This is a genomic window from Paraburkholderia gardini (assembly GCF_907164545.1).
Lineage (GTDB): Bacteria > Pseudomonadota > Gammaproteobacteria > Burkholderiales > Burkholderiaceae > Paraburkholderia > Paraburkholderia gardini.
Map to the genome: position 1 here is coordinate 78,389 of NZ_CAJQZB010000005.1, position 26,990 is coordinate 105,378.

A 26,990-nucleotide genomic window follows, 5' to 3' on the forward strand; every position below is an offset into this window, starting at 1 on the left:
CAAACTGCGTGCGCAATTCGGGCACGACAGGATGCGACAGGCGACGCACGATATGTGACCCGCTTTTTTCGAGGGAAACCATGCCTTTGCCTACCGCACCCAGCAAGCTCGGCAATCTCCTGCCGCCTGACGAATACAAGGCGAAAGCCACCCCGGCGGCCAAATCCGCCCGCAAACAGGCGCACGAAGGCGAGCCGGCGCAGACAGCCGCGCCAGTAGCCGACATCGGCCGCGCCAATGTCGCGACGCCGATGTCGCATGCGGCCAACGCCGCCACGACGCTGCGCCCCGTTCCGGCAACGCCCGCCGCCGAAGCGCCCGCGCGCGGACGCCGGCAGAAACAGACCGCCGCGTTGCTGCAACCGGTGCCGGCCGCACGCGCCGAGCCGGAGCAGCCCGCCGCACAGCCTGTCGTTGCCCGTGCGGGCAAACAGGCGGACGTAGCCACGCCCGCTGCAGCCGCACCGGGCACCCGTGGCACGGCGAAAAACCGTAGCCGCAAAACGAATGATATCGATATCCACAAGCTCTTCGTGCTGGACACGAATGTGCTGATGCACGATCCGAGCTGCCTGTTCCGGTTCGAGGAACACGACGTCTATCTGCCGATGATGACGCTGGAAGAACTCGACAACCACAAGAAAGGGATGTCGGAAGTCGCACGTAACGCGCGCCAGGTCAGCCGGACGCTCGACGCGCTCGTCGCCAACGCGGGGCAGATGTCGGAAGGCATTTCGCTGTCGCGCCTCGGCAGCCGCGAGGCCGCCGGACGCCTGTATTTCCAGACGAAGCTCACGCACATCGAGCCGGTTGAAGGCCTTCCGCAAGGCAAGGCGGACAACCAGATTCTCGGTGTCGTGCGTGCGTTGCAGCGCGATCGCGAGGACCGGCAGGTCGTGCTGGTGTCGAAAGACATCAACATGCGGATCAAGGCGCACGCGCTCGGACTGCCCGCTGAAGACTACTTCAACGACCAGGTACTCGAAGACAGCGACCTGCTCTATTCCGGCATTCGTGCGCTGCCGCAGGACTTCTGGACGAAGCACGCGAAGGGCATGGAAAGCTGGCAGGACACGAAGACCGGCACGACGTATTACCGCGTCACCGGTCCGCTGTGCGCGTCGATGCTCGTCAACGAGTTCGTCTACCTCGAACCGCAGAACGGCGAGCCGGCGTTCCACGCACTCGTTCGCGAACTGAACGGCAAGACCGCGCTGCTGCAGACGCTGCGTGACTACGGCCACCACAAGAACAATGTGTGGGGCATCACGGCACGCAACCGCGAACAGAACTTCGCGCTCAATCTGCTGATGAATCCGGAAATCGATTTCGTCACGCTGCTGGGTCAGGCGGGTACCGGCAAGACGCTCGTCGCGCTGGCGGCGGGCCTCGCACAGGTGCTGGACGACAAGCGCTACAACGAAATCATCGTGACGCGCGCGACGGTGCCAGTCGGCGAAGACATCGGCTTCCTGCCCGGCACGGAAGAGGAAAAGATGCAGCCGTGGATGGGTGCATTCGACGACAACCTCGAAGTGCTCCAGAAAACCGACGATGCTGCCGGTGAATGGGGGCGCGCCGCCACCCAGGAATTGATCCGCTCGCGCCTGAAAGTGAAAAGCATGAACTTCATGCGCGGCCGGACGTTCGTCGACAAGTATCTGATCATCGATGAAGCGCAGAACCTGACGCCAAAGCAGATGAAGACGCTTGTCACGCGGGCGGGTCCGGGCACGAAGATCATCTGTCTCGGCAATATCGCGCAGATCGATACGCCGTACCTGACGGAAGGCAGCTCGGGCCTGACGTACGTAGTCGACCGCTTCAAGGGCTGGGCGCACAGCGGACACGTGACGCTGGCTCGCGGTGAACGCTCGCGACTGGCCGATTACGCATCCGAAATCCTGTAGTTTTTGTCAGTCTTTCTGATCGGAAAGCCGCGCCGGATGAATCCGGCGCGGCTTTTTTCATGACCTCGCGGTTCATTCCCGTTTCGCGACAGCAACATTTAGCCCATGAACTTCAAGTAAATTATCAGGTTTTGTTGCCCGGCCCATGCCAGACGGGCTACCATCGGCACATCTTCGCCTTAAGCGGACGTTTACGCCCGTCCGCGTTGCCATGCGCCGAACCGGGTTTTCGCTGCTGATCGTGCTTCTGCTCGCCGCCTGCTCGGGCGCGCCGCAGAAGACGACGCGTGGCCCGGCCGCTTCGACCACATCGAACGCTGGCGCATACCGGACCACTCCGCCCGGCTTCCCCAATTTTGTCGATCACACTGTCGGACGCGAGGAAATCTCGATTCAGGCGATGAGCCTTGTCGGCGTGCCCTATCGCTGGGGCGGCAACACGCCGGACAGCGGCTTCGACTGCAGCGGGCTGGTGCGCTACGTGGTATCGCGGGCGGCATCTGTCAATCTGCCCCGCACGACGGCGGACATGAGCAGTCGCGGCGAATCCATCGAACCGGATGAAATCGCCACTGGCGATCTGATTTTCTTCAACACGACCGGACGGCCGCACTCGCACGTCGGCATTTATGTCGGCAAGCTTCGCTTCGTGAACGCGCCATCGACCGGTGGCACCGTGCGGATCGACTATCTGACGAACCCATACTGGGCAAAGCGATTCGACGGCATCCGGCGGGTTGCGCCGCCAGCCAGCAAACCCGCGCCGTTCGATACGCCGACTTATCAGGCATCCGCCACGCCTGAGTCCGGCAGCCCGTCCCCGGCGCAAATGACTTCACGGCCGCCAGCGCAATCCGCTTACGCCGGGGCGAGTGGCGCTTCCGTCGCGCCTTTGACGCGAACCGTCGCCAGCACACCGCGTTCGATACCGCCAGTCGCCACCGCTGCAATCGTCACTACGGCAACGCCGCCGGCCGCGATCGCGGCTGTTCCCGCTGCGCCAGGCTCAGCATCCGCCGACCCGTTCGAGCCGCCTCCGCCCGGCATGACCGCCGCCCAGATACAGGCACGCGCAGCGGGTGCGACTTCACCGGGTGTCGTCTCCGGTGCCGCGCGAACCCAACCGGATGCGGACGCTTATGCGTCTCCCCAGATCGACGTTTCCGCATCTTCGCGCCCACCGTTGCCTTCGACCGCCACCAACCCGGCGCCAGACGCGATCGACGCCGCCGCCGACGCCTTCGAACCGCCGCCATCAGCGACTGTCGCTGCACAGCAGGCGCAACAAGCCCAGCAGATACAAACACCGCCGCAACCCACAGACGATGGCGGCGTACGGATCATGCCCGCCTCCACCGCCTCTCGCCCCCTTCCCGCGCCCACGCAAACCGGCGACGATCCGATTGCCCGTTTTGCTAACGGCAGTTTCTGACTTTCCCCCGACTCAGTCCATATGCCGTTCGGCCGACTCGCCGCCGGTCCGGGGCTCTGCTATCGTTGCCCATATTCTCCTGATAGCGGGTGACAAGCGATGGATCTCGGTCTGAAAAACAAGGTGGTGCTGATCACCGGCGGCAGCAAAGGCATCGGGCTTGCGTGCGCACGCGCGTTCGCAACGGAAGGTGCGAAAGTTGCAATCGTGTCGCGCGATCCCGCCAATCTCGCCCGTGCCCGTGAGCAACTGGCGAAAGAGGGTCTGCATGTGCATTTAACGCGCGCGGATCTGCACGAGCCCCACAGCGCAGCGGACGTCGTCGAGGAAGCCAGCCAGGCAATGGGCCCGATCGATATCCTGATCAACAGCGCCGGGGCGGCGAAACGCTACGATCCGGAGACACTCGATGCCGCAGCATTCAAGGCAACGATGGACGCCAAATATTTTCCGTACATCTATCCGCAGCAGGAAGTGCTGCGCAGAATGGTCGAGCGCATCAAGGCGGGCGGCGGATCGGAGCCCGGCACCATCGTGAATGTCATCGGCATGGGCGGGAAGATCGCCAGCGACATCCATATCGCGGGCGGCGCCGCAAACGCGGCGTTGATGCTGGCCACGGTAGGGCTTGCGCACTATTACGCGCGCTACGGCATCCGGATCAACGCGATCAATCCGGGCGCCACGCTCACGGAACGTGTTGAAGAAGCATTGAAGCTGGAAGCCAGCCAGCAAGGCATTGGCACGGACGAGGCGCTCACGCGCGGACAGGCGAAGGTGCCGCTTGGGCGTTTCGCAAAGCCGGAGGAAATCGCCGACGTCGCGTTGTTCCTCGCGAGCCGGCGTGCAAGCTACGTCACCGGGGCGATCATCCCAATGGATGGCGGTAGCGCGCCGCTCATCTGATGCGAGCCGGTGCGCGAGGCTTCAATGATTCATAGCAGGCGGTGTCCAACCCACCATCCGGCCGCGGCGAGCACCGCGGAAGCCGGAATCGTGAGAATCCAGGCCCAGACGATATTGCCCGCAACGCCCCAGCGCACGGCACTCAGCTTTCGCGTCGCGCCCACGCCGACAATCGCGCCAGTAATCGTATGCGTGGTCGATACCGGGATGCCGAGCGAGGAAGCGATGAAGAGCGTGATCGCGCCACCCGATTCGGCGCAAAAACCGCCAACCGGTTTGAGCTTCGTGATCTTCTGCCCCATCGTGCGAACGATACGCCAGCCGCCGAACAGCGTGCCGAGGCCCATCGACAGATAACAGCCGCCGATCACCCAGATCGGCGGGGCATCGGCGGTTGCCGAAGCGTAGCCCGTCGCGATCAACAGCATCCAGATGATGCCGATGGTTTTCTGCGCGTCGTTGCCGCCATGGCCGAGGCTGTACAAACCTGCGGACACCAGCTGGAGACGCCGGAAGCGCCGGTCGACCTTGCTGGGTGGCGTACGGAAGTAGAGCCACGATACCGCCAGCATGAAGAACGATCCGAGCACGAAACCGAGCAGCGGCGAGATGAAAATGAACGCGACCGTTTTCAGAAGACCGTCGAGGTTGAGCGAGCCCCAGCCCGACTTCGCGAGTGCCGCGCCAACAAGACCGCCGATCAGTGCATGCGACGAACTCGAAGGAATGCCGTAGTACCACGTGACGATATTCCAGCCGATCGCGCCAACCAGCGCACCGAATATGACGTAATGGTCGACGATTTCCGGATCGATCGTGCCCTTGCCGACCGTCTGGGCGACCTTGAGGTGAAAGATGAAATACGCGATGACGTTAAAGGCCGCCGCGAATGCCACCGCCTGTTGCGGTTTCAGGACACCGGTCGACACGACGGTTGCAATCGAATTCGCGGCGTCGTGGAAGCCGTTCATGAAATCGAAAACGAGCGCAACGGCAACGAGGGCTGCGACAACCCAGATAGCAAGTTGAATCGATTGCATCTCAGGCGTTTTCCAGCACGATGCCTTCGATGATGTTTGCCACATCCTCGCATTTGTCGGTGATCGTCTCGAGCAGTTCGTAAATTGCCTTGAGCTTGATCAGGGTCTTCACATTGTCTTCTTCGCGGAAGAGTTTCGATATCGCGGCACGCAGTACGCGGTCCGCTTCCGATTCGAGACGGTCGATGTCTTCACACGCTTTCAGGATCTGGCTCGCCTGCTTCATGTCCGACAGCAGGCCAACCGCGAACTGCACACGCTCGCTCGTGGCCGTGCAGATATGCGCCAGCTGGCTCGCTTCCGAGGTAACGGCCTGCACGTCGTACAGCGAAATGGCGGTCGCGACGTCCTCCATCAGGTCGAGGATGTCGTCCATCGTCGTGATCAGTTTGTGGATCTCGTCGCGGTCGAGCGGCGTAATGAAGGTCTTGTGCAGCAGGTCGATCGTTTCGTGTGTCAGTTTGTCGGCGGCTTTTTCGGCGGCCTGCACGTTCTGCTTGTGGATCTCGGCATCCGACAGGTTATCGATCAGCAGCTCGAGTTCGTGGCTCGCCGATACGATACAGGCGGCGTGCGCGTTGAAATATTCAAAGAACTTGCCCTCGGTGGGCATGAATCGACCGAACATTGGGATCCCGGAAATTGGTCACGATTATGACTGACATAAAACCGCAATATTGTACCGTCGCGGCCGGGAGGCCGCACTTGTGAGGGCGTGGTTACAACAGATCGGGCCGCTACGGCTTTACTCGCCGTAGAAATTCTGAGCACCCGCAAAATTGTCGAACTTCGTGAATTGACCGTGGAACGTGAGCCGAACGGGTCCGATCGGACCATTCCGCTGTTTACCAATGATGATCTCGGCGGTGCCCTTGTCCTGGCTGTCCGGGTTATAGACTTCGTCACGATAAATGAACAGGATCACGTCGGCATCCTGCTCGATAGCACCGGATTCCCGCAGGTCGGACATGATCGGGCGCTTGTTGGGTCGCTGCTCCAGGCCGCGATTCAACTGCGAGAGCGCGATGACCGGCACGTCGAGTTCCTTCGCGAGACTCTTGAGCGAACGGGAAATTTCTGAAATTTCGGTCGCCCGGTTTTCACCCGACGACGATGAACCGCTCATCAATTGAAGGTAATCGATGATGATCAGGCCCAGCTTGCCGCATTGACGCGACAGACGCCGTGCCCGCGAGCGCAGTTCCATCGGGTTCAAACCGCCGGTTTCGTCGATGAAAATCTGCGCCTCGCTCATTTTCTGCACGGCGTGCGTGAGCTTCGGCCAGTCTTCGTCGGTCAGGCGCCCGGTTCGCATCCGGTGCTGGTCGAGCCGGCCAACCGACCCGAGCATACGCATCGTCAGCTGTGTACCCGGCATTTCCATCGAGAACACGGCCACCGGCAGACCATACTCGACCGCGACATATTCGCCGATGTTCATCGAAAACGCGGTCTTACCCATCGAAGGCCGCCCCGCGACGATGATCAGCTCGCCGCCGTGCATGCCCGATGTCATCCGGTCGAGGTCGACGAAGCCTGTCGGCGTCCCCGTGACGTCGCTCGGATTCGCGCTGTGGTACAGCGTGTCGATCCGCTCGACGACCTGCGTCAGGAGCGGCCCGATTTCCAGGAAGCCCTGTGTGCCGCGCGCGCCGTCTTCGGCGATCGAAAACACTTTCGATTCGGCCTCGTCCAGCAACTGGCGCACTTCCTTGCCTTGCGGATTGAATGCATCGGCCGAAATTTCGTCGGCGACCGAAACGAGGCGGCGCAACACCGCCCGATCCCGCACGATTTCCGCGTACCGGCGAATATTCGCCGCACTCGGCGTGTTCTGCGCGAGCGCGTTGAGATAGGCCAGCCCCCCGACGTCATCCGCCTTGCCCGACGTGCCGAGTGCCTCGAAGACCGTGATCACGTCGGCCGGACGCGTCGCCGCGATCAGCTTGCCGATATGTTCGAAGATGATCCGGTGGTCGTAGCGGTAAAAATCGCTCTGCGACAGGAAATCCGCAATGCGGTCCCATGCCGCGTTGTCGAGCAGCAGGCCGCCGAGTACCGACTGTTCGGCCTCGATCGAGTGCGGCGGGACTTTCAGCGATTCAAGTTGGGGATCTTTCGACGGTGCGTTCATGGAGACGGATTATCGTGCAAATGGCGGCGTCGGGGAACCACAAAGACAGCCTCCGACGCCCGGTGCCGTAAACGCAAAGGCGGGAGCCGGTTTCCCGGCTCCCGCCTTTGTGCCAGAAACAGCCTGGCGTACTACCTCGTTACCAGACGCCGCCTTAAGCGTGTTCGCCCAGCACCGACACCGTCACATCGACGAGCACGTCGGTGTGCAGCGAGATCTGCACCGGATGATCGCCGACCAGCTTGAGCGGACCTTCCGGCAGACGGACCTGCGCCTTTTCAACCGCGAAGCCTTGCTTGACCAGCGCGTCTGCGATGTCGGCGTTCGTCACCGAGCCGAACAGACGGCCGTCGACGCCAGCCTTCTGGCCGATCTGGACCGTCGAGCCGGCCAGCTTTTCGCCTTGGGCCTGAGCGGCTGCCAGCTTTTCAGCGGCGACCTTTTCGAGTTCCGCACGGCGGACTTCGAATTCAGCGATCGCTTCCTTCGTGGCACGGCGGGCGCGCTTGTTCGGGATCAGGAAGTTACGTGCGTAACCGTCCTTGACCTTGACGATATCGCCCAGGTTACCCAGGTTGACGACTTTTTCGAGAAGAATGATCTGCATTCGGATGCTCCTTGTTACGTCGTCGGGTTAGGCCTTGTGCTGGTCGGTATACGGCACGAGCGCGAGGAAACGCGCGCGCTTGATTGCCGTGTCCAGCTGGCGTTGATAGTGCGACTTCGTACCCGTGAGACGCGCCGGCGTGATCTTGCCATTCTCGCCGATGAAGTCCTTCAGCGTTTCGATGTCTTTGTAATCGATCTGGTCGACACCAGCTGCCGTGAAACGGCAGAACTTCTTGCGCTTGAAGAGCGGATTTTGTTGCTGACGACGCTTGTCGAATTTCTTACCAGTCGGGCGGGGCATGTTCAGTCCTTTCCAATGTCCTGCAATTCTGTGATGTGAAACACCAGGGTTCGTGCGTTGCGGCTCTTTTTGGCCAGAAAACCGGTGAAGAGCGTTTCGACGCCCATTCCACACTTTTCAAGCCTGCCACTCGTCTCGCCGGCGGCCACCGCCGGCATGGTCAGTTCGACTTGCCGCGTAATGCCGGCTTCGACGACTTCCGTGCGGTGAAGCAACGTACAGCTTGCAATCGGAACGCCGGCGGGGGTGTACCGCACCGGTTCGCGTTCGACGACGCTGCCTGTCAGTTGCAGCCTGTTCACGAGAGCGACGCTTTAATCCTGATGGCTTAAATAACGATTGTCTTAAGCCTGCGCTTCGGACGGTTGCGTGGCAGCCGCCTTCTTGGCTTCTTCGCGCTGCACTTCCTTCATCATCGGCGACGGGCCGGTTTCAGCCTTTTTCTGCTTGACGATGAGGTGACGCAGAACCGCGTCGTTGAACTTGAATGCGTGTTCCAGCTCGTCGAGCGTGGTTTGATCGCATTCGATGTTCATGCAGACGTAGTGTGCCTTCGCGAGTTTCTCGATCATGTAGGCCAGCTGGCGACGGCCCCAGTCTTCGATACGATGGATCTGGCCACCGTGCGACGTGATCGTGGTCTTGTAGCGCTCGATCATGGCGGGCACCTGCTCGCTCTGATCGGGATGCACGATAAATACGATTTCGTAATGACGCATATTCACTCCTTGTGCTGACTTATGGATAGAAGCCACCCGGGCGTCGGAACCGGTGTGGCAAGTGAGAAGCCGGAGAATGTAGCACGAATGGGGGCGGCACACAAGACATTGCATCGGTTTGCGCGCCGTTTCGGTCGTGTTTTCAACGGGTTATCGTGTGACGTGACGATCAGCTCCCCGTTTTTGCTGGATAAAGCAGGCGTGGGCATGCCGGCACGTCAACCGGCCGGACGCGCGATTCGCGGCGAACCGTCCCGAAAAACGTCATTCCGATGGCTGCGGGCGGGCTTTGAGCGCGGTTTCCAGCGCGCTCAGCGCATCAGGCGCGGCATCGGTGATTGCCCACCAGACCATGCCGTCCTCACGCCAGTGGACGAGCGAATAACCGTCGCGCACCAGCGTCGCGCCAGCGGTTGAGGCCGCCCACGCGCCAGAATCGCCGCCCGCCCGGTCCGTGTCGGGAAACACGTACACGTCGATCACATGCTTGCGGTAACGATAGGTCAGCACCGCCACCCGCCTGTGGCCAAGGTAATCCAGCCGGCCGCCGGCCAGCGGAAAACCGCTCGCCGTGAGATCCACCACCGGTGGCGCATAGTCGAGCCTGCCGTTGAACCACGGCTTCACAGTGTGCTGATCCGTCGAAATGACGTCGATGTCGCGTCCCGACAGCTGCGCCCGGACGTGACTCGACACCAGTTCATCGACGAACGGGCTGACGTTGGCGGGACGGCGCAACGTCAGCGTGACGCCGGCGACGGCCGCACACAGCGCGATGACCAGCACGGTCAGCCAGCCCGATCCGGCCGTCCTGCCGTTTGCCGCGCCGAACCCCATACCCACCGGCAGACGCAAACCGTCGAACCATGAAAACCGCCAGGCACGTCGGCGCGCACCCGCAGGCGGCGAAGCAGGTTCGATCGCCGGCAATCCGGTGACGATACGCGCCCTGAGCACATCCGGCGCGCGATGGTAGCTGGCCTGACGGATCGTGCCCGCCAGTGCGCGCAGAATCTCCGTCTCGCGCTGGCAGGCCGCGCAACGGGCGACGTGCTGCTGCACGCGGCGTTCCTCGACCGGCGAAAGTTCGCGATCGACGCTGGCATCGATGAGCGGACGCACTTCGTTACAGTCCATCTGGCGTCTCCTGGTTCGCGCCGGCGGCCGCGGCGCCCGGATCGCTTGGCGTCCAGCCGGACGGCGGCGTATCGAGCGCATCCGCGCGTGCCGTCCGTGCACCTGGCGCGCGGTTGCGCGTGTCGTCGGCGTGGGTGCCCCCTGTCTTGCTGCCGCGCGCTTCCTGCGCGGCCAGCGCCACCGCCAGCCGGCGCCGGCCGCGTGCAAGCCTCGACATGACCGTCCCGACCGGCAGATCGGCGACGATCGCGATCTCGCGATAACTCAGTTCCTCCAGTTCCCGCAGGATCAATACCTCGCGATACTCCACCGGCAGCTGCTCCAGCGCGACATGCACGCGCCGCGCGTCTTCCTCGCGGATCATCAGCGCCTGCGGATCGATGCTTGTCGGGCTCCAGCCGTCGAACACGGCCTCTTCGTGCGAATCGTCGAATTCGGCCACCTCACGCGAGCTCGCCCTTCTACGCCATTCCGTGTACCAGGTGCGCCGCACGATCGCGAGCAGCCATGGCCGCGCATTGTCGCCACGGAACGTATCGAAGAAACGGAATGCGCGCATAAACGCTTCCTGGACGATGTCATCGGCATCGCTGGCATTGCCCGACAACCAGCGCGCGAGGTTGAAAGCGGCATCGAGATGCGGCAGCGCCAGTTCCTGAAAACGACGGCTGCGTTCGGCTTCGTCGTTTCTTCCGCTGCTGGTGGTATCGGTCTGGCGCACGCGGGCCCTCCTGGCTTCACGGCTGCAATACGGGTCGCGCACCGACTTTATTCCCGCCTTCGCGACATTCCGGCAAAAATATCCGCCGACAGCCTCGCGGCGCGCCATCGGCGCAGCCGTGGCGCACTTTAACTACGCCACGCCGCTCCAGTAGTCGTCGCGCGCGTAAACGTCCTTCAGATAATCGATAAAGTAGCGCACCTTCGCCGGCACGTAGCGTTGCTGCGGATACACCGCGAGGATGTCGTAGTCGGGCAGCGCGAATTCGTCGAGCACGGTTTCCAGTTCGCCGCGCGCGAGCTGCTGCTGCACTTCCCACGTCGAGCGCCAGCCAAGGCCGAGTCCTTCCGACACCCAGCGATGCAGCAGTTCGCCGTCGTTGCAGTCGAGCGTGCCACCGACGCGCACCGTCGCGAGCTTGCCGTTACGCCGGAAATACCAGCCGCGGTTCTGGCCGCCCTGCAGATTAAACGCAAGGCAGTTGTGCTGCGGCAGGTCTTCGAGCGTTTTCGGCCGACCATGTTGGCGGAAATACGCGGGCGTGCCGCACACGACGCGCCGGTTCGTCGCCAGTTTCACCGCGACGAAATTCGGATCGACGGCGCCGCCGATGCGGATCGACAGGTCGTACCCCTCGCGCACGAGATCGACCACGCGATCGGTCAGATTGAACGACACCTGCAGCTCCGGCTTGCCGGCGAGAAATGCCGGCGCGAGCGGCGCCACGTGCTTGCGCCCGAAAGCGGCCGGCGCCGAGACGATCAGGTGGCCGCTCACCGCGCGCCGCCCCGCCGCCAGTTCGTTTTCGGCCTGGTCCCACTCGGTCAGGAGTCCCCGGCATCGCTCGAGAAACGCCGTGCCTTCCTCGCTGACGACGAGCCGCCGCGTCGAGCGGTACATCAGCTTCACGCCGAGCCGCTTTTCGAGCGCGTCGATGCGCCGCCCGAGGATCACGGGCGATACGCCCTCCTCCAGCGCCGCGGCCGCGAGGCTTCCCGCGTCGGCGACGCGCACGAAGGTTTCGATCTGCTTGAAGCGGTCCATTTTCTGTCTCCTGTCGCTGTTTCGACAACTTCCCACACCGCGCTCGCGGACAAACCCCGCAGAAACGGCATTCCATACTTTTTGTTTCGGAATAAGCGACCTGAACCGATCTTATCAAAACTTCGGGTGAAGCCTAAAGTGCATCTCAACAGCCTGCAACGGCTCGCCCGACGCAGTTCAGACAGCATTCAAAGACATTCAGGAGACATTCATGGCCAAGATGAGAGCCGTCGACGCAGCCGTACTCGTGCTCGAACGAGAAGGTATCGATACCGCGTTCGGTGTACCGGGCGCCGCGATCAACCCGTTCTACTCGGCGATGCGCAAGGCCGGCAATATCAGCCACGTGCTCGCGCGGCACGTCGAAGGCGCGTCGCACATGGCCGAGGGCTATACACGGGCGTCGCCGGGCAACATCGGCGTCTGCATCGGCACGTCGGGCCCCGCCGGCACCGACATGATCACCGGTCTCTATTCCGCGCAGGCCGACTCGATTCCGATTCTCGCGATTACCGGTCAGGCGCCGCGCGCGCGTCTCTACAAGGAAGACTTTCAGGCCGTCGATATCGAGTCGATCGCGAAGCCGGTCACGAAATGGGCGGTGACGGTGCGCGAGCCGGCGCTCGTGCCGCGCGTGTTCCAGCAGGCGTTCCATCTGATGCGCTCGGGCCGTCCGGGTCCTGTGCTGGTCGATCTGCCGATCGACGTGCAGCTCGCCGAAATCGAATTCGACATCGACACGTACGAACCGCTGCCGGTCTACAAGCCCGCCGCCACGCGCAAGCAGATCGAAGCCGCGCTGACGTTGCTCAACGATTCGGACAAGCCATTGATCGTCTCCGGCGGCGGCGTGCTGAACGCAGCCGCTGAAGATCTGCTCGTGACGTTCGCGGAAACGGTCGGCGTGCCGGTGATTCCGACGCTGATGTCATGGGGCGCGATTCCCGACGATCATCCGCTGATGGCCGGCATGGTCGGCTTGCAAACCTCGCATCGCTACGGCAACGCGACGATGCTCGCCTCCGACTTCGTGCTCGGTATCGGCAACCGCTGGGCGAACCGTCATACGGGCAGCGTCGAGGTCTACACGAAGGGCCGCAAGTTCGTGCACGTCGACATCGAACCGACGCAGATCGGCCGCGTGTTCGGCCCCGATCTCGGCATCGTGTCGGATGCGAAAAAGGCGCTCGAACTTTTCGTCGAGGTGGCGAAGGAATGGAAGGCCGCCGGCAAGCTGAAAGACCGCAGCGCGTGGGTCGCGGATTGCCAGGAACGCAAGCGCACGATGCATCGCAAGACGCACTTCGACAACGTGCCGATCAAGCCGCAGCGCGTGTACGAAGAGATGAACCAGGTGTTCGGCCGCGACACGTGCTATGTGAGCACGATCGGTCTGTCGCAGATCGCCGGCGCGCAGTTCCTGCACGTGTACAAGGCGCGCAACTGGATCAACTGCGGCCAGGCCGGCCCGCTGGGCTGGACGATTCCGGCTGCGCTCGGTGTGCGCGCAGCCGACCCGCAACGTCCGATCGTCGCGCTCTCGGGCGACTACGACTTCCAGTTCATGATCGAAGAGCTGGCCGTCGGTGCGCAGTTCAACCTGCCGTACGTGCATGTGGTCGTGAACAACTCGTACCTCGGACTGATCCGTCAGGCCCAGCGCGCGTTCGACATGGACTTCTGCGTGCAACTCGCGTTCGACAACATCAACGCGCCGGAAGTGAACGGCTATGGCGTCGATCACGTCGCGGTGGCCGAGGGTCTCGGCTGCAAGGCGATCCGCGTGTTCAAGCCGGAAGAACTCAAGCCCGCGCTGCAACGTGCGCAGTCGATGCTCTCCGAGTTCAACGTGCCGGTGATTGTCGAAGTGATTCTGGAGCGCGTGACGAACATTTCGATGGGCACGGAGATCGACGCGGTGAACGAGTTCGAAGAACTCGCCGCAAGGCACGAAGATGCGCCGACAGCGATCAGCACACTCGACTGAGCTTCTTCTTTTCAACTGACCGACCAGCCGGAAACCATTCGAATCATGCCAAAATTTGCCGCCAATCTGACCATGCTGTTCAACGAAGTCCCGTTCCTCGACCGCTTCGCGGCGGCGGCGGACGCGGGCTTCAACGCCGTCGAATTCCTGTTCCCCTATCCGTTCAAGACAACCGAACTGGCCGAACGTCTTCAGCAGAACCGTCTGAAGCTCGTGCTGCACAACCTGCCCGCGGGCAACTGGGAAGCAGGAGAGCGCGGTATCGCGTGTCTGCCGGACCGGGTCGGCGAATTCCAGGAAGGCGTCGGGCGCGCGATCGAATACGCGAAGGCGCTGAAGGTGCCGCAACTGAACTGCCTCGTCGGCATTCCGGTGGCCGGCATCGACGCGGACAAGGCGCGCTCGACGATCGTCGACAACCTGCGTTTTGCCGCTGATGCGCTGAAGAAAGAAGGCATCCGGCTGCTGGTCGAGCCATGCAACTCGTACGATATTCCCGGATTCGCGCTGAACCGTTCGTCGGAAGGTCTCGACGTGATTCGCGCTGTCGGTTCGGACAACCTGTTCCTGCAATACGACATCTATCACATGCAGCGCATGGAAGGCGAACTCGCGGCGACGATCAAAAAGAACCTGCCGCAGATCGCACACATCCAGCTCGCCGACAACCCCGGCCGCAACGAACCGGGCACCGGCGAAATCAACTACCCGTTCCTGTTCGAACTGCTCGACTCGCTGGGCTACGCAGGCTACATCGGCTGCGAATACAAGCCGCGCACGACGACCGCCGCCGGGCTCGACTGGGTCCAGCGCATCGCCGGCCAGGCACGCGGCGCGGCGCACGTCGCGGCCTAGAGGTCAGCGCACGGTTTCAAACGATCAACCCGGTATCACGGAGATACATCAATGGCAAAAATCGGTTTCATCGGTCTCGGCATCATGGGCGCGCATATGGCGCGCAATCTCATCAAGGGCGGTCACACGCTGATCGTCAACGGCGCGTATCCGGTGCCTGACGATCTGCGCACGCAGACCACGGTCGTCGAGAGTTCGACCGCCGTCGCGAAAGCCGCCGACATCGTCATCTCGATGGTGCCGGACACGCCCGACGTGGCCAACGTGCTGTTCGCCGACGATGGCGTCGCGAACGGTCTCACGAAAGGCAAACTCGTCATCGACATGAGCTCGATTTCGCCGCTCGAAACCCAGGCGTTCGCGAAGAAGATCAACGCACTCGGCTGCGATTACCTCGACGCGCCGGTATCGGGCGGCGAGGTCGGCGCACGTGAAGCGACGCTGACGATCATGGTGGGCGGCCCGCAGAAATCGTTCGACATCGCGAAGCCGCTCTTCGACCTGATGGGCAAGAACATCTCGCTTATCGGCGACAACGGTGCGGGCCAGACGTGCAAGGTCGCGAACCAGATCATCGTCGCGCTGAACATCGAGGCGGTTGCCGAAGCGCTGCTGTTTGCCGCGCGTTCGGGCGCCGATCCGGAACGCGTGCGCAAGGCCCTGATGGGTGGCTTCGCCTCGTCGCGCATTCTCGAAGTGCACGGCGAGCGCATGACGAAGCGTACGTTCGATCCGGGCTTTCGCATCGAGCTGCATCAAAAGGACCTGAACCTCGCACTCGATGGCGCGCGCAAGCTCGGTATCGCGCTGCCCCACACCGCGAGCGCGCAGCAACTGTTCAGCGTGTGCGTGGCAAACGGCGGCAAGGCATGGGATCACTCGGCGATGGTGCGCGCGCTGGAAATCATGGCGAACTTCGAAGTGGCGCAGGCCCCCGGCAAGGAAGCGAAAGCGGCCTGATTCACGACGTTTTCTCCAAAGGCCCGTTAGCGTGCGTGTGCGTCAGGTTCGCGGCGCTGGCGGGTCGAGATATATCGTAGTGGCACAACATGGCCGCCGCCACTCGCGCGGCGGCCAGATCAGTGGGGCGCTTTGTCCGCTGCGCGGCACGCGTGACGGGTGAGGCAAATCGAGCCGCTCTGGGCTGAGAGCGGCCAGTGGGGTCCGCAGCGGCGCCCGGCGATGCCGGGGAAGCCTTGGTCGGTCAGACGTCGTCGTCGGGTGTCCGGCTGTCGGATTTCATGTTTTTCCACGCGCGCTCCCGGCCCTCATGGCCGGACCGTCCGCCTTCATCTTTTTTGACAAACCTCCCGTCATTCTTTCTTACCATTGACCGGTTCTATCTGGTTGTCTTGCGATCAGATTCCCAGGGGGCTGCATGCGCCCTCTTCATCACGTCAGGAGAACGATCGATGGGTATGCTCAGTTTCATCAAGGACGCCGGCGAAAAACTGTTCGGCACGGCAGCGGCACCGGCTCAAGCCGCTCAGGCAGATCCAGCGGCGGCACCCGTGGATATCGCCACGCTGAACAGGATTGCCGGCGACGCCATCGCGAACTACATCAAGGTTCAGGGCCTGAAGGCCACCAGTCTGCAGGTCACGTACGACGGCGCGAGCCATACCGTCACCGTTTCGGGCGAAGCGCCTGACCAGGCGACGAAAGAAAAAATCCTCGTCGCGGCCGGCAACGTGCACAACGTCGAAAAGGTGGACGATCAGCTCACGGTCACCCGTCCGGCGCCGGAAGCCCGGTTCCACACGGTCGTCTCCGGCGACAACCTGTGGAAGATCGCGGAAAAATATTACGGCAGCGGCGCGAAAAACGACGTGATCTTTCAGGCGAATACACCGATGCTGAAGAGTCCGGACAGGATCTATCCGGGTCAGGTGCTGGTGATTCCCGCTGTGTAAGGTTGCTTCGATACGTTACGTCGAACATGACGTAAACAAAAAAAGCGGCGGTCCAGGTCGAACCTGCACCGCCGCGTTTCATCGATACGTCATATGGCGTGCGTGATGATTCCTGCCGTGGACGTCGTTGGCGATCGCGCCGGCGAGCGTCACGAATTGCATGCCGGGCGTGACCGGTAGCATCCAGTCGCGTGGATTACCTCACAGACGGCCAAACCTCGCGACGTGCCCGCCGCTCAATAGGTATCGAAAGCGCGCTGCAGCACGACCGGGCCGGTTGCGCCGGCGGCGAGCGCCAGCATCAGCAGCACGCGCGACTTGTACGGATTCAGCCCGTTCGCGGCGACAAAACCGAGCGTGTCGTCGGGTGCGGCGCCGTTGCGCATCACGTGACCGGCGCCGACCCGCGACGCGCGCACGACGGCCACGCCCTGCGACACGGCATCCGCGAGTGCCAGCTGGATCGACGCATGGATCGAGCCGTTCCCGGTGCCCGCGACCACGATGCCGCGCACACCCGCCGCGACAAACGCATCGACGGCCACGCGCGACGCGCCCGCGTAACTCGTGACGATCTCGACGTCGGGCCATTGCGCGCCGATCACGAATTCGGTGGCGATCGTATGCACACGCACGACGCCGCGCTGAAACTCGACCTGCCCGTCCTGCACCCAACCCAGCGCGCCGACTTCGGGCGACTGGAAGGCGTCGACGGCGAACGTGCTGGTTTTCACGACGTCGCGCGCGCTGTGGATCCGGTTATTGACCGCGACGAGCACGCCCTGCCCGTGCGCCGAGGCGCTGGCAGCCACGACGACCGCGTTCAGCAGGTTCAGCGGTCCATCGGCGGAGAGTGCCGTGGAGGGCCGCATGGCGGCGGTCAGTACGACCGGTTTCGTGCTCTTCACGGTGAGATGCAGCAGATACGCGGTCTCTTCGAGTGTATCGGTGCCGTGCGTGATGACGACGCCGTCGATGTCGTCCGCGGCGAGCAGCGTGTTCACCCGTTGCGCGAGCGTGGTCCACAGCGCGAGCGCCATGTCCTTGCTGTCGATGCTGGCAACCTGTTCGGCTTGCACCTGCGCCAAGCCCGCCAGCGCCGGCACCGCCGCGAGCAGCCGGTCGACGCCGACCACGCCCGCCTGATAACCGGCGGTATTCGTGGCATCGGCGGCGGAACCCGCGATCGTGCCGCCCGTCGCGAGCACGGCAATGCGCGGCAGACCGCTTGACGGCGCCGCGCCGGAGGAAGAAGTGGAAGTATTCATGGCGGCGATTGTAAGCGATGCGCGGCGCGGTTCCACGCGGCGTATGCCCGACCGCGCGGACGCATGATTGCGCCATCGCCATCCTCGCCGCGAATGCCCGTCAGGCTGCCTCGCGCAGCTGCGCCGCGATTTCCGTTTCGTTCAGTTGCGGCGCGAACATTTCGATCAGCCGGTACGCGTACGCCCGCAGGAACGCGCCCTTGCGCAGACCGACGCGCGTCGTGCTCGCCTCGAACAGATGCTGCGTATCGAGCGCGACAAGCTCCGTGTCGCGCTTCGCGTCGTAGGCCATCGCCGCGACGATGCCGATGCCCATGCCGAGTTCGACGTACGTCTTGATCACGTCGGCGTCGATCGCGGTCAGCACGACGTCGGGCATCGCGCCCGCTTTCGCGAACGCCTGGTCGATGTGCGAGCGGCCCGTGAAATCCTGATCGTAGGTGACGATCGGGAATTCGGCGATTTCGTCGAGCGTCAGGTTCGGCCGGCCGACGAGCGGATGGTCCTTCGGCACCACCACGACGTGATGCCACGAGTAGCACGGGAACGTGACGATGTCCGGATAACGGTCGAGCGCTTCAGTCGAAATGCCGATGTCCGCTTCGCCGTTGATGATCATCTGCGCGATCTGCTGCGGACTGCCCTGACGCAGTGCGAGATGCACCTTCGGAAATACTGCCGTGAACTGGCGGATCACCTTCGGCAGCGCATAGCGCGCCTGCGTGTGCGTCGTGGCGACGACCAGATGGCCGCTGTCCTGATCGGCGAACTGACGCGCGACGCGGCGCAGGTTCTCCGCGTCGAGCAGCATCCGCTCGATCAACTGATGCACCGCCTTGCCCGGCTCGGTCAGTCCTGTCAGCCGCTTGCCGCGACGGATGAAAATATCGACGCCGAGTTCGTCCTCGAGATCCTTGATCTGTTTCGATACGCCCGACTGCGACGTGTAAAGCACGTTCGCCACTTCGGTCAGGTTCATGTTCTGGCGCACCGCTTCGCGCACAAAACGCAGTTGCTGGAAATTCATGTTCTCGTCCCGGGTTGAACCGAAGTCAGGTTGGGTTAATTCATGTGCATGGGGGCATTCGTGATCAGGGTGCGGGAAACACGCGCAGGGCGCGCGGCACGGCCGTTACGCCGTCGCCGATGTTCAGCCGCAGTTCACGCCACGCCTCGCGGTCGAGCTCGGCCTCGAGCACGCGGCCTCCGTGTCCCTCAAGCTCGACGCGCACCGAACCGCCCAGCGTCACGACCCGCCGCACGCCGACCGTGATGCCGTCGCGATGGCTGTCCGCCTCCGGATACAACGCGATGTCATGCGGGCGCACATACGCGAACGCCGGGCCTTCGAAGCCCGCCGCCACGGAAACCGGCAACGCCGCGCCGTCGACCACAAATCCGCCGCCATCCACCTTGCCGTGCAGACGGTTCGCCGCGCCGAGGAATTCGTAGACGAACGATGTCTGTGGATGGTCGTACACGTCCTGCGGGCTGCCGACCTGCTCCACGTGTCCGCGATTGAGCACGACGATGCGGTCGGCTACTTCGAGCGCTTCTTCCTGGTCGTGCGTGACGAAAATCGTCGAGATATGCAGGTCGTCGTGCAGACGCCGCAGCCAGCTGCGCAGCTCCTTGCGCACTTTCGCGTCGAGCGCGCCGAACGGCTCGTCGAGCAGCAGCACTTTCGGTTCGACAGCCAGCGCGCGTGCGAGCGCGATCCGCTGACGCTGTCCACCCGAGAGTTCCGACGGAAAGCGTTGCGCGAGCCAGTCGAGCTGCACGAGCTTCAGCAGTTCATGCACTTTCTCGCGAATCACTGCTTCCGACGGCCGCTCCCTGCGCGGCTTGACCCTGAGACCAAACGCGACGTTTTCGAACACCGTCATATGACGGAACAGCGCGTAATGCTGGAACACGAAGCCGACCTGACGCTCACGCGCGCCGACCGCGGCGACATCCTGGCCTTGCAGCACGACCTGGCCGGCGTCGGCATATTCGAGCCCGGCAATCACCCGCAGCAGCGTGGTCTTGCCACACCCCGAAGGCCCGAGCAGCGCGACGAGTTCGCCCGGCGGAAAATCGAGTGATACGTTATCGAGCGCGGTGAAATCGCCAAAACGCTTCTGCAGGTTACGAACGGTGATGCCCATGTGCTGCTCTCCTTACTGAACCGGACGGCCGGCCGCATGCGACGGCACCGGCGCCGGCGACAGGGTGACGGGGCCGGCGTACGCTGGTACGGCCCGCGCATCGGCCTGTTCCGCCGACAGATGACGTTCCGCGAGCAGCTTCAGGGCCAGCGTGACGAGCGCCAGCAGCGCGAGCACGGAGGCCACGGCGAACGCCGCGGAAAAGTTGTATTCGTTGTAGAGAATCTCGACGTGCAGCGGCATCGTGTCGGTCTGCCCGCGAATATGGCCCGACACCACCGATACCGCGCCGAACTCGCCCATCGCGCGCGCGTTACAGAGAATCACGCCGTACAGCAGTCCCCAGCGCACATTCGGCAGCGTGACGCGGCGGAAAATCTGCCAGCCCGATGCGCCGAGCACATGGGCGGCTTCTTCTTCGTCGTTGCCCTGCGCCTGCATCAGCGGAATCAGCTCGCGCGCGACGAACGGGAACGTAACGAAGATCGTCGCGAGCACGATGCCCGGCACGGCGAAGATGATCTGCACGTTGTGATCCTGGAGCCACGGCCCGAACCAGCCCTGCGCGCCGAACATCAGCACGTAGACCAGACCCGAGATCACCGGCGACACGGAGAACGGCAAGTCGATCAGCGTCGTGAGGAGCGCCTTGCCGCGGAATTCGAACTTCGCGATACACCACGATGCGGCAAGCCCGAACACGAGATTGAGCGGCACGGCGATTGCCGCGGTGATCACGGTGAGCTTGATGGCCGACAGCGCATCCGGATCGGCAAGCGCTTCGAAATAGAAGCCGACACCCTTGCTGAACGCCTGATAGAACACCGCCGCGAGCGGCACGACGAGAAAGAGCGCGAGAAACAGCAGCGCAATGCCGATCAGCAGCCAGCGCACGGCGCGTCTTTCCGTCACCGGATCGGGGCGACGGCGCACTGCTTCGGCCTTGAGCGGGTTAGCCGGGACTGTCGTCACGGAATCGCGGCTCATTGCGCACCTCCGGAAACGACAGCGTCTGCCGGACTGTTCGCGTGCGACCCCGGCGGCAACGACGGCCCTGACGCCCCGCGGCTCGTACGCCGTTGCAGATACCACTGCAGCGTGTTGATCAGCAGCAGCATCAGGAACGACACGACCAGCATGACAACCGCCAGCGCCGTCGCGCCCGCATAGTCGTACTGTTCGAGCTTGGTGATGATGAGAAGCGAGGTGATTTCAGATTTCATCGGCACGTTGCCCGCGATGAAAATCACCGAGCCGTACTCGCCGAGCGCACGGGCGAAGGCCAGCGCGAAACCTGTCAGCAGCGCGGGAAAAACGGCGGGCAGCACGACCCGGCGAAACGTCAGCCAGCGCGACGCACCGAGGCAGGCAGCGGCTTCTTCCTGTTCGCGCTCGAACTCCTCCAGCACCGGCTGCACAGTACGCACGACAAACGGCAAACCGATGAACGTCAGCGCGACCAGCACGCCCGCCGGCGTGAACGCGACCTTGATGCCGAGCGGCACGAGAAACTGTCCGAGCCAGCCGTTGCCCGCATACACGGCGGCAAGCGAAATACCGGCCACGGAGGTCGGCAGCGCGAACGGCAGATCGACGACCGCATCGACGAGACGTCTGAACGGAAACGTATAGCGCACCAGCACCCACGCCACCAGAAAGCCGAATACGGCATTGATCAGCGCGCCGCCCAGCGCGGCGAAGAATGTCAGCCGGTACGACGCGAGCACGCGCGGCGACGTCACGGCGCGCACGAACTGCGGCCAGTCGAGCGTCGCGGTTTTCAGGAAGGTCGCCGCAAGCGGAATCAACACCACGAGGCTCAGATACGCCACCGTGATACCGAGTGTCAGGCCGAAGCCGGGTAACGCGCTCGGCTTGCGGAAGGTCAACGTCGTCATGCTGGATGCTCGTTCGGGGTTAAAACCGCTTTCAATTCACGCTCGAAACAGGTGAAGGCGGGTTCAGCCGGATTGAAACTCAGGGGCCCATCCAGTCAGAAAGGCGCACCCGACGGGCACGCCTTTCTGGCCTTACTGCTGATCCTCATGCTCATACATCGCGAGGGAACGGCTTCACTGCGGCTGATAGATCGAATCGAAGACGCCGCCGTCCGCGAAGTGAGTCTTCTGGGCGTTGGCCCAGCCGCCAAAGCTGTCGTCGACGGTGTAGAGCTTCAGCTTCGGAAACTTCGCCGTCAGCGCGGCCGGCACCTTGTCCGAACGCGGCCGGTAAAAATTCTTCGCGGCGATCTCCTGGCCTTCCTCGCTATACAGGAAGTTCAGATACGCCTCGGCCAGCTTGCGTGTGCCATGTCTATCGACGACCTTGTCGACCACCGCGACCGGCGGTTCAGCCAGGATACTCACCGAAGGCACGACGATCTCGAACTTGTCCGCGCCGAATTCCTTGATCGACAGGAACGCCTCGTTTTCCCACGCAATCAGCACGTCGCCGATATCGCGCTGCACGAAGCTCGTCGTCGCGCCGCGTGCGCCGGAATCGAGCACGCCTGCATTCTTGTAGAGCTTGCTGACGAACTCCTTCGCCTTCTGGGCGTTGCCGCCCGGCTGATGTTCGGCATAGGCCCACGCGGCCAGATAGTTCCAGCGCGCGCCGCCCGATGTCTTCGGGTTCGGCGTCACGATCGACACGCCGGGCTTCACAAGATCGTCCCAATCCTTGATGTGCTTCGGGTTGCCCTTGCGCACGAGAAACACGATCGTCGAGGTGTACGGCGACGCATTGTCCGGCAGACGCTTCTGCCAGTTCCTGTCGATAAGCCCTTTGGCGGCCAGCGCGTCGATGTCGTAAGCCAGCGCGAGCGTCACCACGTCGGCCTGCAACCCGTCGAGCACCGAGCGCGCCTGGGCGCCCGAGCCGCCGTGCGACTGCTTGAACGTGACCTGCTCGCCGGTCTTCGCCTTCCATTCCTTGCCGAACGCCTGGTTGATGTCCTGATACAACTCGCGTGTTGGGTCGTATGAGACGTTCAACAACGTCGTCGCATCCGCTGCGTGCGCCTGAGCGGCGAAACCGGCCGCTGCCGCGACGCCCAGCGCGAGCGCCGTAACGATTTGTCGTGTCCTGCCTGCCAGCCCCGTGCTGCTGTTCATTGACGAATTCTCCGGTCTGTTCTTTCGTTATTGCGGCGTGTGTGCGTTGCTTTGCATCGATTGAGAGGCAGTCTATCGAACGGCCTTCATCATTAAAAATAATTGTTCTTCATTTTTTAATACTTAAAAGTGGTAACGACCGCCCGGCGCGGTGTTGCGGCACGAATCCGGGTGCAATAGCGTCAAAAAACGCCGTTCCAGCGGCGCCGGTCCGGGCGAACTTAAAGTAAAGCTTGAAATGTGCGGATTACTGTATAAAAATACAGTCACCTGTTCATCCATACAGTGGCGCCATGACCAAACTCACCGCACGACAGCAGCAGGTTTTCGATCTGATCCGCCGGGCGATCGAACGCACCGGCTTCCCGCCCACCCGCGCGGAGATTGCAGCCGAACTCGGTTTCAGCTCGGCGAACTCGGCGGAAGAACATTTGCGCGCGCTGGCGCGCAAAGGCGTGATCGAGCTTGCAGCGGGCGCCTCGCGTGGCATCCGTCTGCTGTTGGGTTCGGATGACAGCCCTTATCAGTTCACGCTGCCCCACTCGAGCATCATGCAGCTGTCGCTGCCGCTGATCGGCCGGGTTGCAGCAGGTAGCCCGATCCTCGCGCAGGAACATATCTCGCAGCATTACGCATGTGACCCGGCGCTCTTTTCGAGCAAGCCAGACTACCTGCTGAAGGTCCGCGGGCTGTCGATGCGCGACGCGGGCATCTTCGACGGCGACCTGCTCGCCGTCCAGAAGAAGAGCGAAGCGAAAGACGGGCAGATCATCGTGGCCCGGATCGGCGACGACGTGACGGTAAAGCGCCTGAAGCGCCGGCCGGACGGTATCGAACTGATCGCCGAGAATCCCGATTACGACAACATCTTTGTTCAGGCCGGCAGCGGGGAATTCGCGCTCGAAGGCATTGCAGTCGGGCTGATCCGCCCGACTGAATTCTGAACTTCGCCTGGAGAGTTACATGGAACGTCTTGCCCGCCTGCTCCCTTTCCGTCAGTTCGGACGTCTGCGTCATCTGCGCAACCTGGTGCCGTGCGGGGCGCTCGACGTTCTCCATGCGCCGTCGCTGTTCGAGCGTGACGCAACGACAGAAACGCCCACGCTGCCTTCCGCAATGCCGGCGTTTGCGCGTGTCTCGCTGAATTCCGGGCTGAATGCGGAGCCGGGGCGCCGCGCCCCGGTGCGCGTGTATCACGGGCCGTCACGACTCATCATGGTGGGAACGGTCGACGCCGTATGCAGCATGATCGATCGCTGCATCGCCGAAGAAAGCGCGGCGATGCAAGGCGCGCTGTTCGAATAACTGAAGGCGCGCGAGAGCGGTTTCCCGCGGCTGTGTCGCTGTGTGGCGCGTCACAAGGGATCGTTTCCGCTTTGTTGCGGTCAACGTTAAATAACATTTAACGTTGACCGCAACTTATGAGTGTTCTGATACCCACACGAAACCGACGGCCCTTCCACGCGTTCGTGATCACGATCGTTGTTGTCGCTGTTATCGCTGCGCTTGGGTATGGTTATGCGTCGCCTTACGTCGCGCTCGATCGCCTGAAGCGTGCCGCCGACGCACGCGATGCCGAAACGGTCAATGAATACGTCGACTTTCCGGCGCTGCGCGACAGCCTGAAGCAGCAGGTCACCGGCCTGCTCGCACGGCGGCTCGATGCGCAACACAACGGCAATCCGCTTGCCGCGATCGGCGCAATGATCGGCGTTGCATTGATTGGTCCGCTGGTGGACGCGTACGCGACACCAGATGGCGTCGCCGCATTGCTGAATGGCATGCCGCCGCGCGGCGAACCCGGCGAACGGCCGCCCGAGCCGGCTGGCCCGGTGGCGAATGGCGCAACGGGTGGTCAGACGGACGCACCGTCGGCTGGAACGGCAACGGCGCCCGCATCTTCAACCGTGGTCCAGCAGACGCCGCCCCAGCCGCCGCAAACTACCGCGGGCTATCGCGGAATCAACGAGTTCGTCGTCACGTATCAGCACGGCGTCGGCGATACGCGCTATTCCGCGATCCTGCGCCGCGATGGACTCTTTTCGTGGAAGCTGTCCGCCGTCGATCTCAACGGCTGAACAGCGTCTCTACCCCGAGATCGGGTGGAGCCTCAGGCAGCCGCCTGTTGCTGCTCCGCCACTGAAGAACACGCAACCAGGATGCTGCACGAGACACGATCCAGCAGCGGCGTGTTGCCCGCGCCCATCCACCATCGCGAAAGGCCGGTACGGCATCGATGGCCGACCACGACCAGGTCGACCTGCAACTGGTTCGCCAGACTGGCGATTTCATCGATCGGATTCCCGAACGCAAAATGCCCGTGCGCCTGAACGCCGCGTTCGGTGAGCCAGTTCACGCCTTCCTCGAGAATGTCGCGGGCGGTGTCTTCGAAACGGCCACAGGCGACATCGGTGAGCAAACCCGCGCTCTGCGCGATGCTCGAGCGCATGTCGACGACCGACAGCAGGTGCGTTTCGGCCTTCAGGTCCAGTGCAAGGTCAGCGCCGCAACGCAGCGCCTTGCGGCCTTCGCGCGAGCCGTCGTAGCACAGCAGGATTTTTTGGTAGCTCGCCATGGTCATCTCCCATCCGCGTCGATCGCGGCTTCACTTCAATCATGGTGCGCCGCAATTCAGGTTGCAAGGGATGGAAAACGCCAGGTGCGTCGCCACCGCATTTGATGCCCTGCCGCAGTGCAAAAGATGCCCCGGCGCTGTGCCATGACGCCCAGCGCATCGCCAGCGATGCCCTTAGAATAGCCTGCCCCCGCCTCGCAGGCGTCGCGGGCGTTTTTCAACGCAGGCTCGAAACGAACGGAGCAGGTCTCGTCCCATGTCAGCCGCTGCAATCGAATTCGAAGACGTGAAGAAGCATTATGGAGATAAGACCGTCGTCGACGGCCTCTCGTTCCACGTGCGCGCCGGTGAGTGTTTCGGCCTGCTCGGCCCGAACGGCGCCGGCAAGACGACGACCCTGCGCATGCTGCTCGGCATCGCCGCACCCGATGCGGGCACGATCCGTCTTTGCGGTGAGCCGATCCCGTCGCGGGCGCGTTACGCGCGCATGCGCGTGGGCGTCGTACCGCAGTTCGACAATCTCGATCCCGATTTCACCGTCCGCGAGAATCTGCTGGTGTTCGGCCGCTACTTCGGCCTGAGCGCGGTAAAGACGCGCGATCTCGTGCCGTCGCTGCTCGAATTCGCGCGGCTCGAAAGCAAGGCCGACGCGCGCGTCGGCGAACTCTCGGGCGGCATGAAGCGACGTCTCACGCTGGCCCGCGCGCTCGTCAACGATCCCGACGTGCTGATCATGGACGAGCCCACCACTGGTCTCGACCCGCAGGCGCGACATCTAATCTGGGAGCGGCTGCGTTCGCTGCTCACGCGCGGCAAGACGATCCTGCTCACCACCCACTTCATGGAAGAGGCCGAGCGGCTGTGTCACCGCGTGTGCGTCATCGAGGAAGGCCGCAAGATCGCGGAAGGCGCGCCGCGCGAGCTGATCGCATCGGAGATCGGTTGCGATGTGATCGAGATTTACGGCCCGGACCCCGCGACGCTGCGCGACGAACTCACGCCGCTCGCCGTGCGCACGGAAATCAGCGGCGAGACGCTGTTCTGCTACGTCGACGATCCGCAGCCCGTGCATGCCAGGCTCAGACAGCGGACTGATCTGCGCTATCTGCATCGACCGGCCAATCTTGAAGACGTCTTTCTGCGGCTCACCGGCCGCGAGATGCAGGACTGACGCAC

Annotated in this window: 27 protein-coding genes and 1 pseudogene; 11 read left to right on the plus strand and 17 right to left on the minus strand. The window is 63.0% G+C overall.

From position 1 onward, the window contains the following. The first annotated feature begins 80 nt into the window (after window positions 1-80). The 3 genes from LPA37_RS05740 to LPA37_RS05750 all read left to right on the plus strand — a co-directional run bounded on the left by LPA37_RS05740 (window position 81) and on the right by LPA37_RS05750 (window position 4,248). Complete coding sequence (locus tag LPA37_RS05740; RefSeq protein ID WP_228974499.1) at window positions 81-1,910, plus strand: PhoH family protein; 1,830 nt, start codon at window positions 81-83, stop codon at window positions 1,908-1,910. A 211-nt stretch (window positions 1,911-2,121) separates the two neighbouring features. After that, window positions 2,122-3,342 carry an NlpC/P60 family protein gene (locus LPA37_RS05745; RefSeq protein WP_229012019.1) on the plus strand — a complete coding sequence of 407 codons (1,221 nt, stop codon included), beginning with the start codon at window positions 2,122-2,124 and terminating at the stop codon, window positions 3,340-3,342. Window positions 3,343-3,441: 99 nt separating this feature from the next. Next, entirely contained in the window at window positions 3,442-4,248 is an 807-nt protein-coding gene (locus LPA37_RS05750; RefSeq protein ID WP_228974503.1) for an SDR family NAD(P)-dependent oxidoreductase, read from the plus strand. Window positions 4,249-4,277: 29 nt separating this feature from the next. On the opposite strand, the gene LPA37_RS05755 is transcribed toward LPA37_RS05750, so the two are convergent. From LPA37_RS05755 to LPA37_RS05800, 10 genes are all read right to left on the minus strand, one after another. Next, window positions 4,278-5,288: an inorganic phosphate transporter gene (locus LPA37_RS05755; protein WP_228974505.1), complete on the minus strand. Its 1,011-nt coding sequence runs from the start codon at window positions 5,286-5,288 to the stop codon at window positions 4,278-4,280. A gap of 1 nt (window position 5,289) precedes the next feature. Beyond that, entirely contained in the window at window positions 5,290-5,916 is a 627-nt protein-coding gene (locus LPA37_RS05760) for a DUF47 domain-containing protein (RefSeq protein ID WP_228974506.1), read from the minus strand. Between the two features lie 117 nt (window positions 5,917-6,033). Continuing rightward, window positions 6,034-7,422, minus strand: coding sequence for a replicative DNA helicase (locus tag LPA37_RS05765; RefSeq protein WP_228974508.1), 1,389 nt, complete (start codon window positions 7,420-7,422; stop codon window positions 6,034-6,036). Window positions 7,423-7,576: 154 nt separating this feature from the next. Further along, window positions 7,577-8,029, minus strand: a complete 453-nt coding sequence (gene rplI, locus LPA37_RS05770) for a 50S ribosomal protein L9 (protein WP_228974512.1) — start codon at window positions 8,027-8,029, stop codon at window positions 7,577-7,579. A gap of 27 nt (window positions 8,030-8,056) precedes the next feature. Then, window positions 8,057-8,332 carry a 30S ribosomal protein S18 gene (gene rpsR / locus LPA37_RS05775; RefSeq protein ID WP_074264854.1) on the minus strand — a complete coding sequence of 92 codons (276 nt, stop codon included), beginning with the start codon at window positions 8,330-8,332 and terminating at the stop codon, window positions 8,057-8,059. 2 nt (window positions 8,333-8,334) lie between these two features. Then, window positions 8,335-8,634, minus strand: coding sequence for a primosomal replication protein N (priB, locus tag LPA37_RS05780; protein ID WP_228974515.1), 300 nt, complete (start codon window positions 8,632-8,634; stop codon window positions 8,335-8,337). A 42-nt stretch (window positions 8,635-8,676) separates the two neighbouring features. Beyond that, a complete protein-coding gene (gene rpsF / locus LPA37_RS05785; RefSeq protein WP_090533281.1) occupies window positions 8,677-9,051 on the minus strand; it encodes a 30S ribosomal protein S6 in 375 nt (124 codons plus the stop codon). Window positions 9,052-9,315: 264 nt separating this feature from the next. Continuing rightward, the gene (locus LPA37_RS05790) at window positions 9,316-10,188 is read right to left on the minus strand and encodes an anti-sigma factor family protein (RefSeq protein WP_228974517.1); all 873 of its coding nucleotides are present in this window, start codon (window positions 10,186-10,188) and stop codon (window positions 9,316-9,318) included. Next, on the minus strand, window positions 10,178-10,909 hold the full coding sequence (locus tag LPA37_RS05795) for an RNA polymerase sigma factor (RefSeq protein WP_229012021.1): 732 nt from the start codon (window positions 10,907-10,909) through the stop codon (window positions 10,178-10,180). Before LPA37_RS05795 ends, LPA37_RS05790 begins: the two co-directional genes overlap by 11 nt. A 132-nt stretch (window positions 10,910-11,041) precedes the next feature. Continuing rightward, entirely contained in the window at window positions 11,042-11,953 is a 912-nt protein-coding gene (locus LPA37_RS05800; RefSeq protein ID WP_228974521.1) for a substrate binding domain-containing protein, read from the minus strand. 211 nt (window positions 11,954-12,164) lie between these two features. Between LPA37_RS05800 and gcl the strand changes: the two genes are divergently transcribed. The 4 genes and pseudogenes from gcl (at window position 12,165) to lysM (ending at window position 16,708) form a co-directional block, all read left to right on the plus strand. After that, the gene (gene gcl, locus LPA37_RS05805) at window positions 12,165-13,940 is read left to right on the plus strand and encodes a glyoxylate carboligase (RefSeq protein ID WP_229012023.1); all 1,776 of its coding nucleotides are present in this window, start codon (window positions 12,165-12,167) and stop codon (window positions 13,938-13,940) included. A 45-nt stretch (window positions 13,941-13,985) separates the two neighbouring features. Then, on the plus strand, window positions 13,986-14,795 hold the full coding sequence (hyi, locus tag LPA37_RS05810; RefSeq protein ID WP_228974525.1) for a hydroxypyruvate isomerase: 810 nt from the start codon (window positions 13,986-13,988) through the stop codon (window positions 14,793-14,795). A gap of 33 nt (window positions 14,796-14,828) precedes the next feature. After that, a pseudogene (locus LPA37_RS05815) lies at window positions 14,829-15,755 on the plus strand (2-hydroxy-3-oxopropionate reductase); the annotation flags it as partial. Window positions 15,756-16,207: 452 nt separating this feature from the next. Continuing rightward, entirely contained in the window at window positions 16,208-16,708 is a 501-nt protein-coding gene (gene lysM, locus LPA37_RS05820; protein WP_228974529.1) for a peptidoglycan-binding protein LysM, read from the plus strand. Window positions 16,709-16,944: 236 nt separating this feature from the next. Here the strand turns inward: lysM and LPA37_RS05825 are convergent, their stop codons facing one another. The 6 genes from LPA37_RS05825 to LPA37_RS05850 all read right to left on the minus strand — a co-directional run bounded on the left by LPA37_RS05825 (window position 16,945) and on the right by LPA37_RS05850 (window position 23,239). Then, entirely contained in the window at window positions 16,945-17,976 is a 1,032-nt protein-coding gene (locus LPA37_RS05825) for an asparaginase (protein ID WP_228974530.1), read from the minus strand. A 100-nt stretch (window positions 17,977-18,076) separates the two neighbouring features. After that, a complete protein-coding gene (locus LPA37_RS05830; protein WP_228974532.1) occupies window positions 18,077-19,003 on the minus strand; it encodes a CysB family HTH-type transcriptional regulator in 927 nt (308 codons plus the stop codon). A 64-nt stretch (window positions 19,004-19,067) separates the two neighbouring features. After that, window positions 19,068-20,126, minus strand: coding sequence for a sulfate/molybdate ABC transporter ATP-binding protein (locus tag LPA37_RS05835; protein ID WP_228974534.1), 1,059 nt, complete (start codon window positions 20,124-20,126; stop codon window positions 19,068-19,070). 12 nt (window positions 20,127-20,138) lie between these two features. After that, window positions 20,139-21,113: a sulfate ABC transporter permease subunit CysW gene (gene cysW / locus LPA37_RS05840; RefSeq protein ID WP_229012028.1), complete on the minus strand. Its 975-nt coding sequence runs from the start codon at window positions 21,111-21,113 to the stop codon at window positions 20,139-20,141. Then, window positions 21,110-22,024 carry a sulfate ABC transporter permease subunit CysT gene (gene cysT / locus LPA37_RS05845; RefSeq protein ID WP_229012030.1) on the minus strand — a complete coding sequence of 305 codons (915 nt, stop codon included), beginning with the start codon at window positions 22,022-22,024 and terminating at the stop codon, window positions 21,110-21,112. The genes cysW and cysT overlap by 4 nt, the downstream gene beginning before the upstream one ends. A gap of 174 nt (window positions 22,025-22,198) precedes the next feature. Further along, window positions 22,199-23,239: a sulfate ABC transporter substrate-binding protein gene (locus LPA37_RS05850; protein ID WP_229012032.1), complete on the minus strand. Its 1,041-nt coding sequence runs from the start codon at window positions 23,237-23,239 to the stop codon at window positions 22,199-22,201. A gap of 293 nt (window positions 23,240-23,532) precedes the next feature. Here LPA37_RS05850 and lexA point away from each other — a divergent pair, with 293 nt between their 5' ends. The 3 genes from lexA (at window position 23,533) to LPA37_RS05865 (ending at window position 25,317) form a co-directional block, all read left to right on the plus strand. Next, the gene (gene lexA, locus LPA37_RS05855; protein ID WP_228974541.1) at window positions 23,533-24,183 is read left to right on the plus strand and encodes a transcriptional repressor LexA; all 651 of its coding nucleotides are present in this window, start codon (window positions 23,533-23,535) and stop codon (window positions 24,181-24,183) included. A gap of 19 nt (window positions 24,184-24,202) precedes the next feature. Further along, window positions 24,203-24,544, plus strand: a complete 342-nt coding sequence (locus LPA37_RS05860; RefSeq protein ID WP_228974543.1) for a hypothetical protein — start codon at window positions 24,203-24,205, stop codon at window positions 24,542-24,544. A 116-nt stretch (window positions 24,545-24,660) separates the two neighbouring features. Further along, window positions 24,661-25,317: a DUF2939 domain-containing protein gene (locus LPA37_RS05865; RefSeq protein ID WP_228974545.1), complete on the plus strand. Its 657-nt coding sequence runs from the start codon at window positions 24,661-24,663 to the stop codon at window positions 25,315-25,317. Between the two features lie 32 nt (window positions 25,318-25,349). Here LPA37_RS05865 and LPA37_RS05870 read toward each other — a convergent pair whose 3' ends face one another. Next, window positions 25,350-25,814 (minus strand): universal stress protein, encoded by a 465-nt coding sequence (locus LPA37_RS05870; protein ID WP_228974547.1) that lies wholly within the window; start codon window positions 25,812-25,814, stop codon window positions 25,350-25,352. Between the two features lie 184 nt (window positions 25,815-25,998). On the opposite strand from LPA37_RS05870, the gene nodI reads away from it, so the two are divergent. After that, a complete protein-coding gene (gene nodI, locus LPA37_RS05875) occupies window positions 25,999-26,985 on the plus strand; it encodes a nodulation factor ABC transporter ATP-binding protein NodI (RefSeq protein ID WP_267478124.1) in 987 nt (328 codons plus the stop codon). Window positions 26,986-26,990 lie beyond the last annotated feature (5 nt).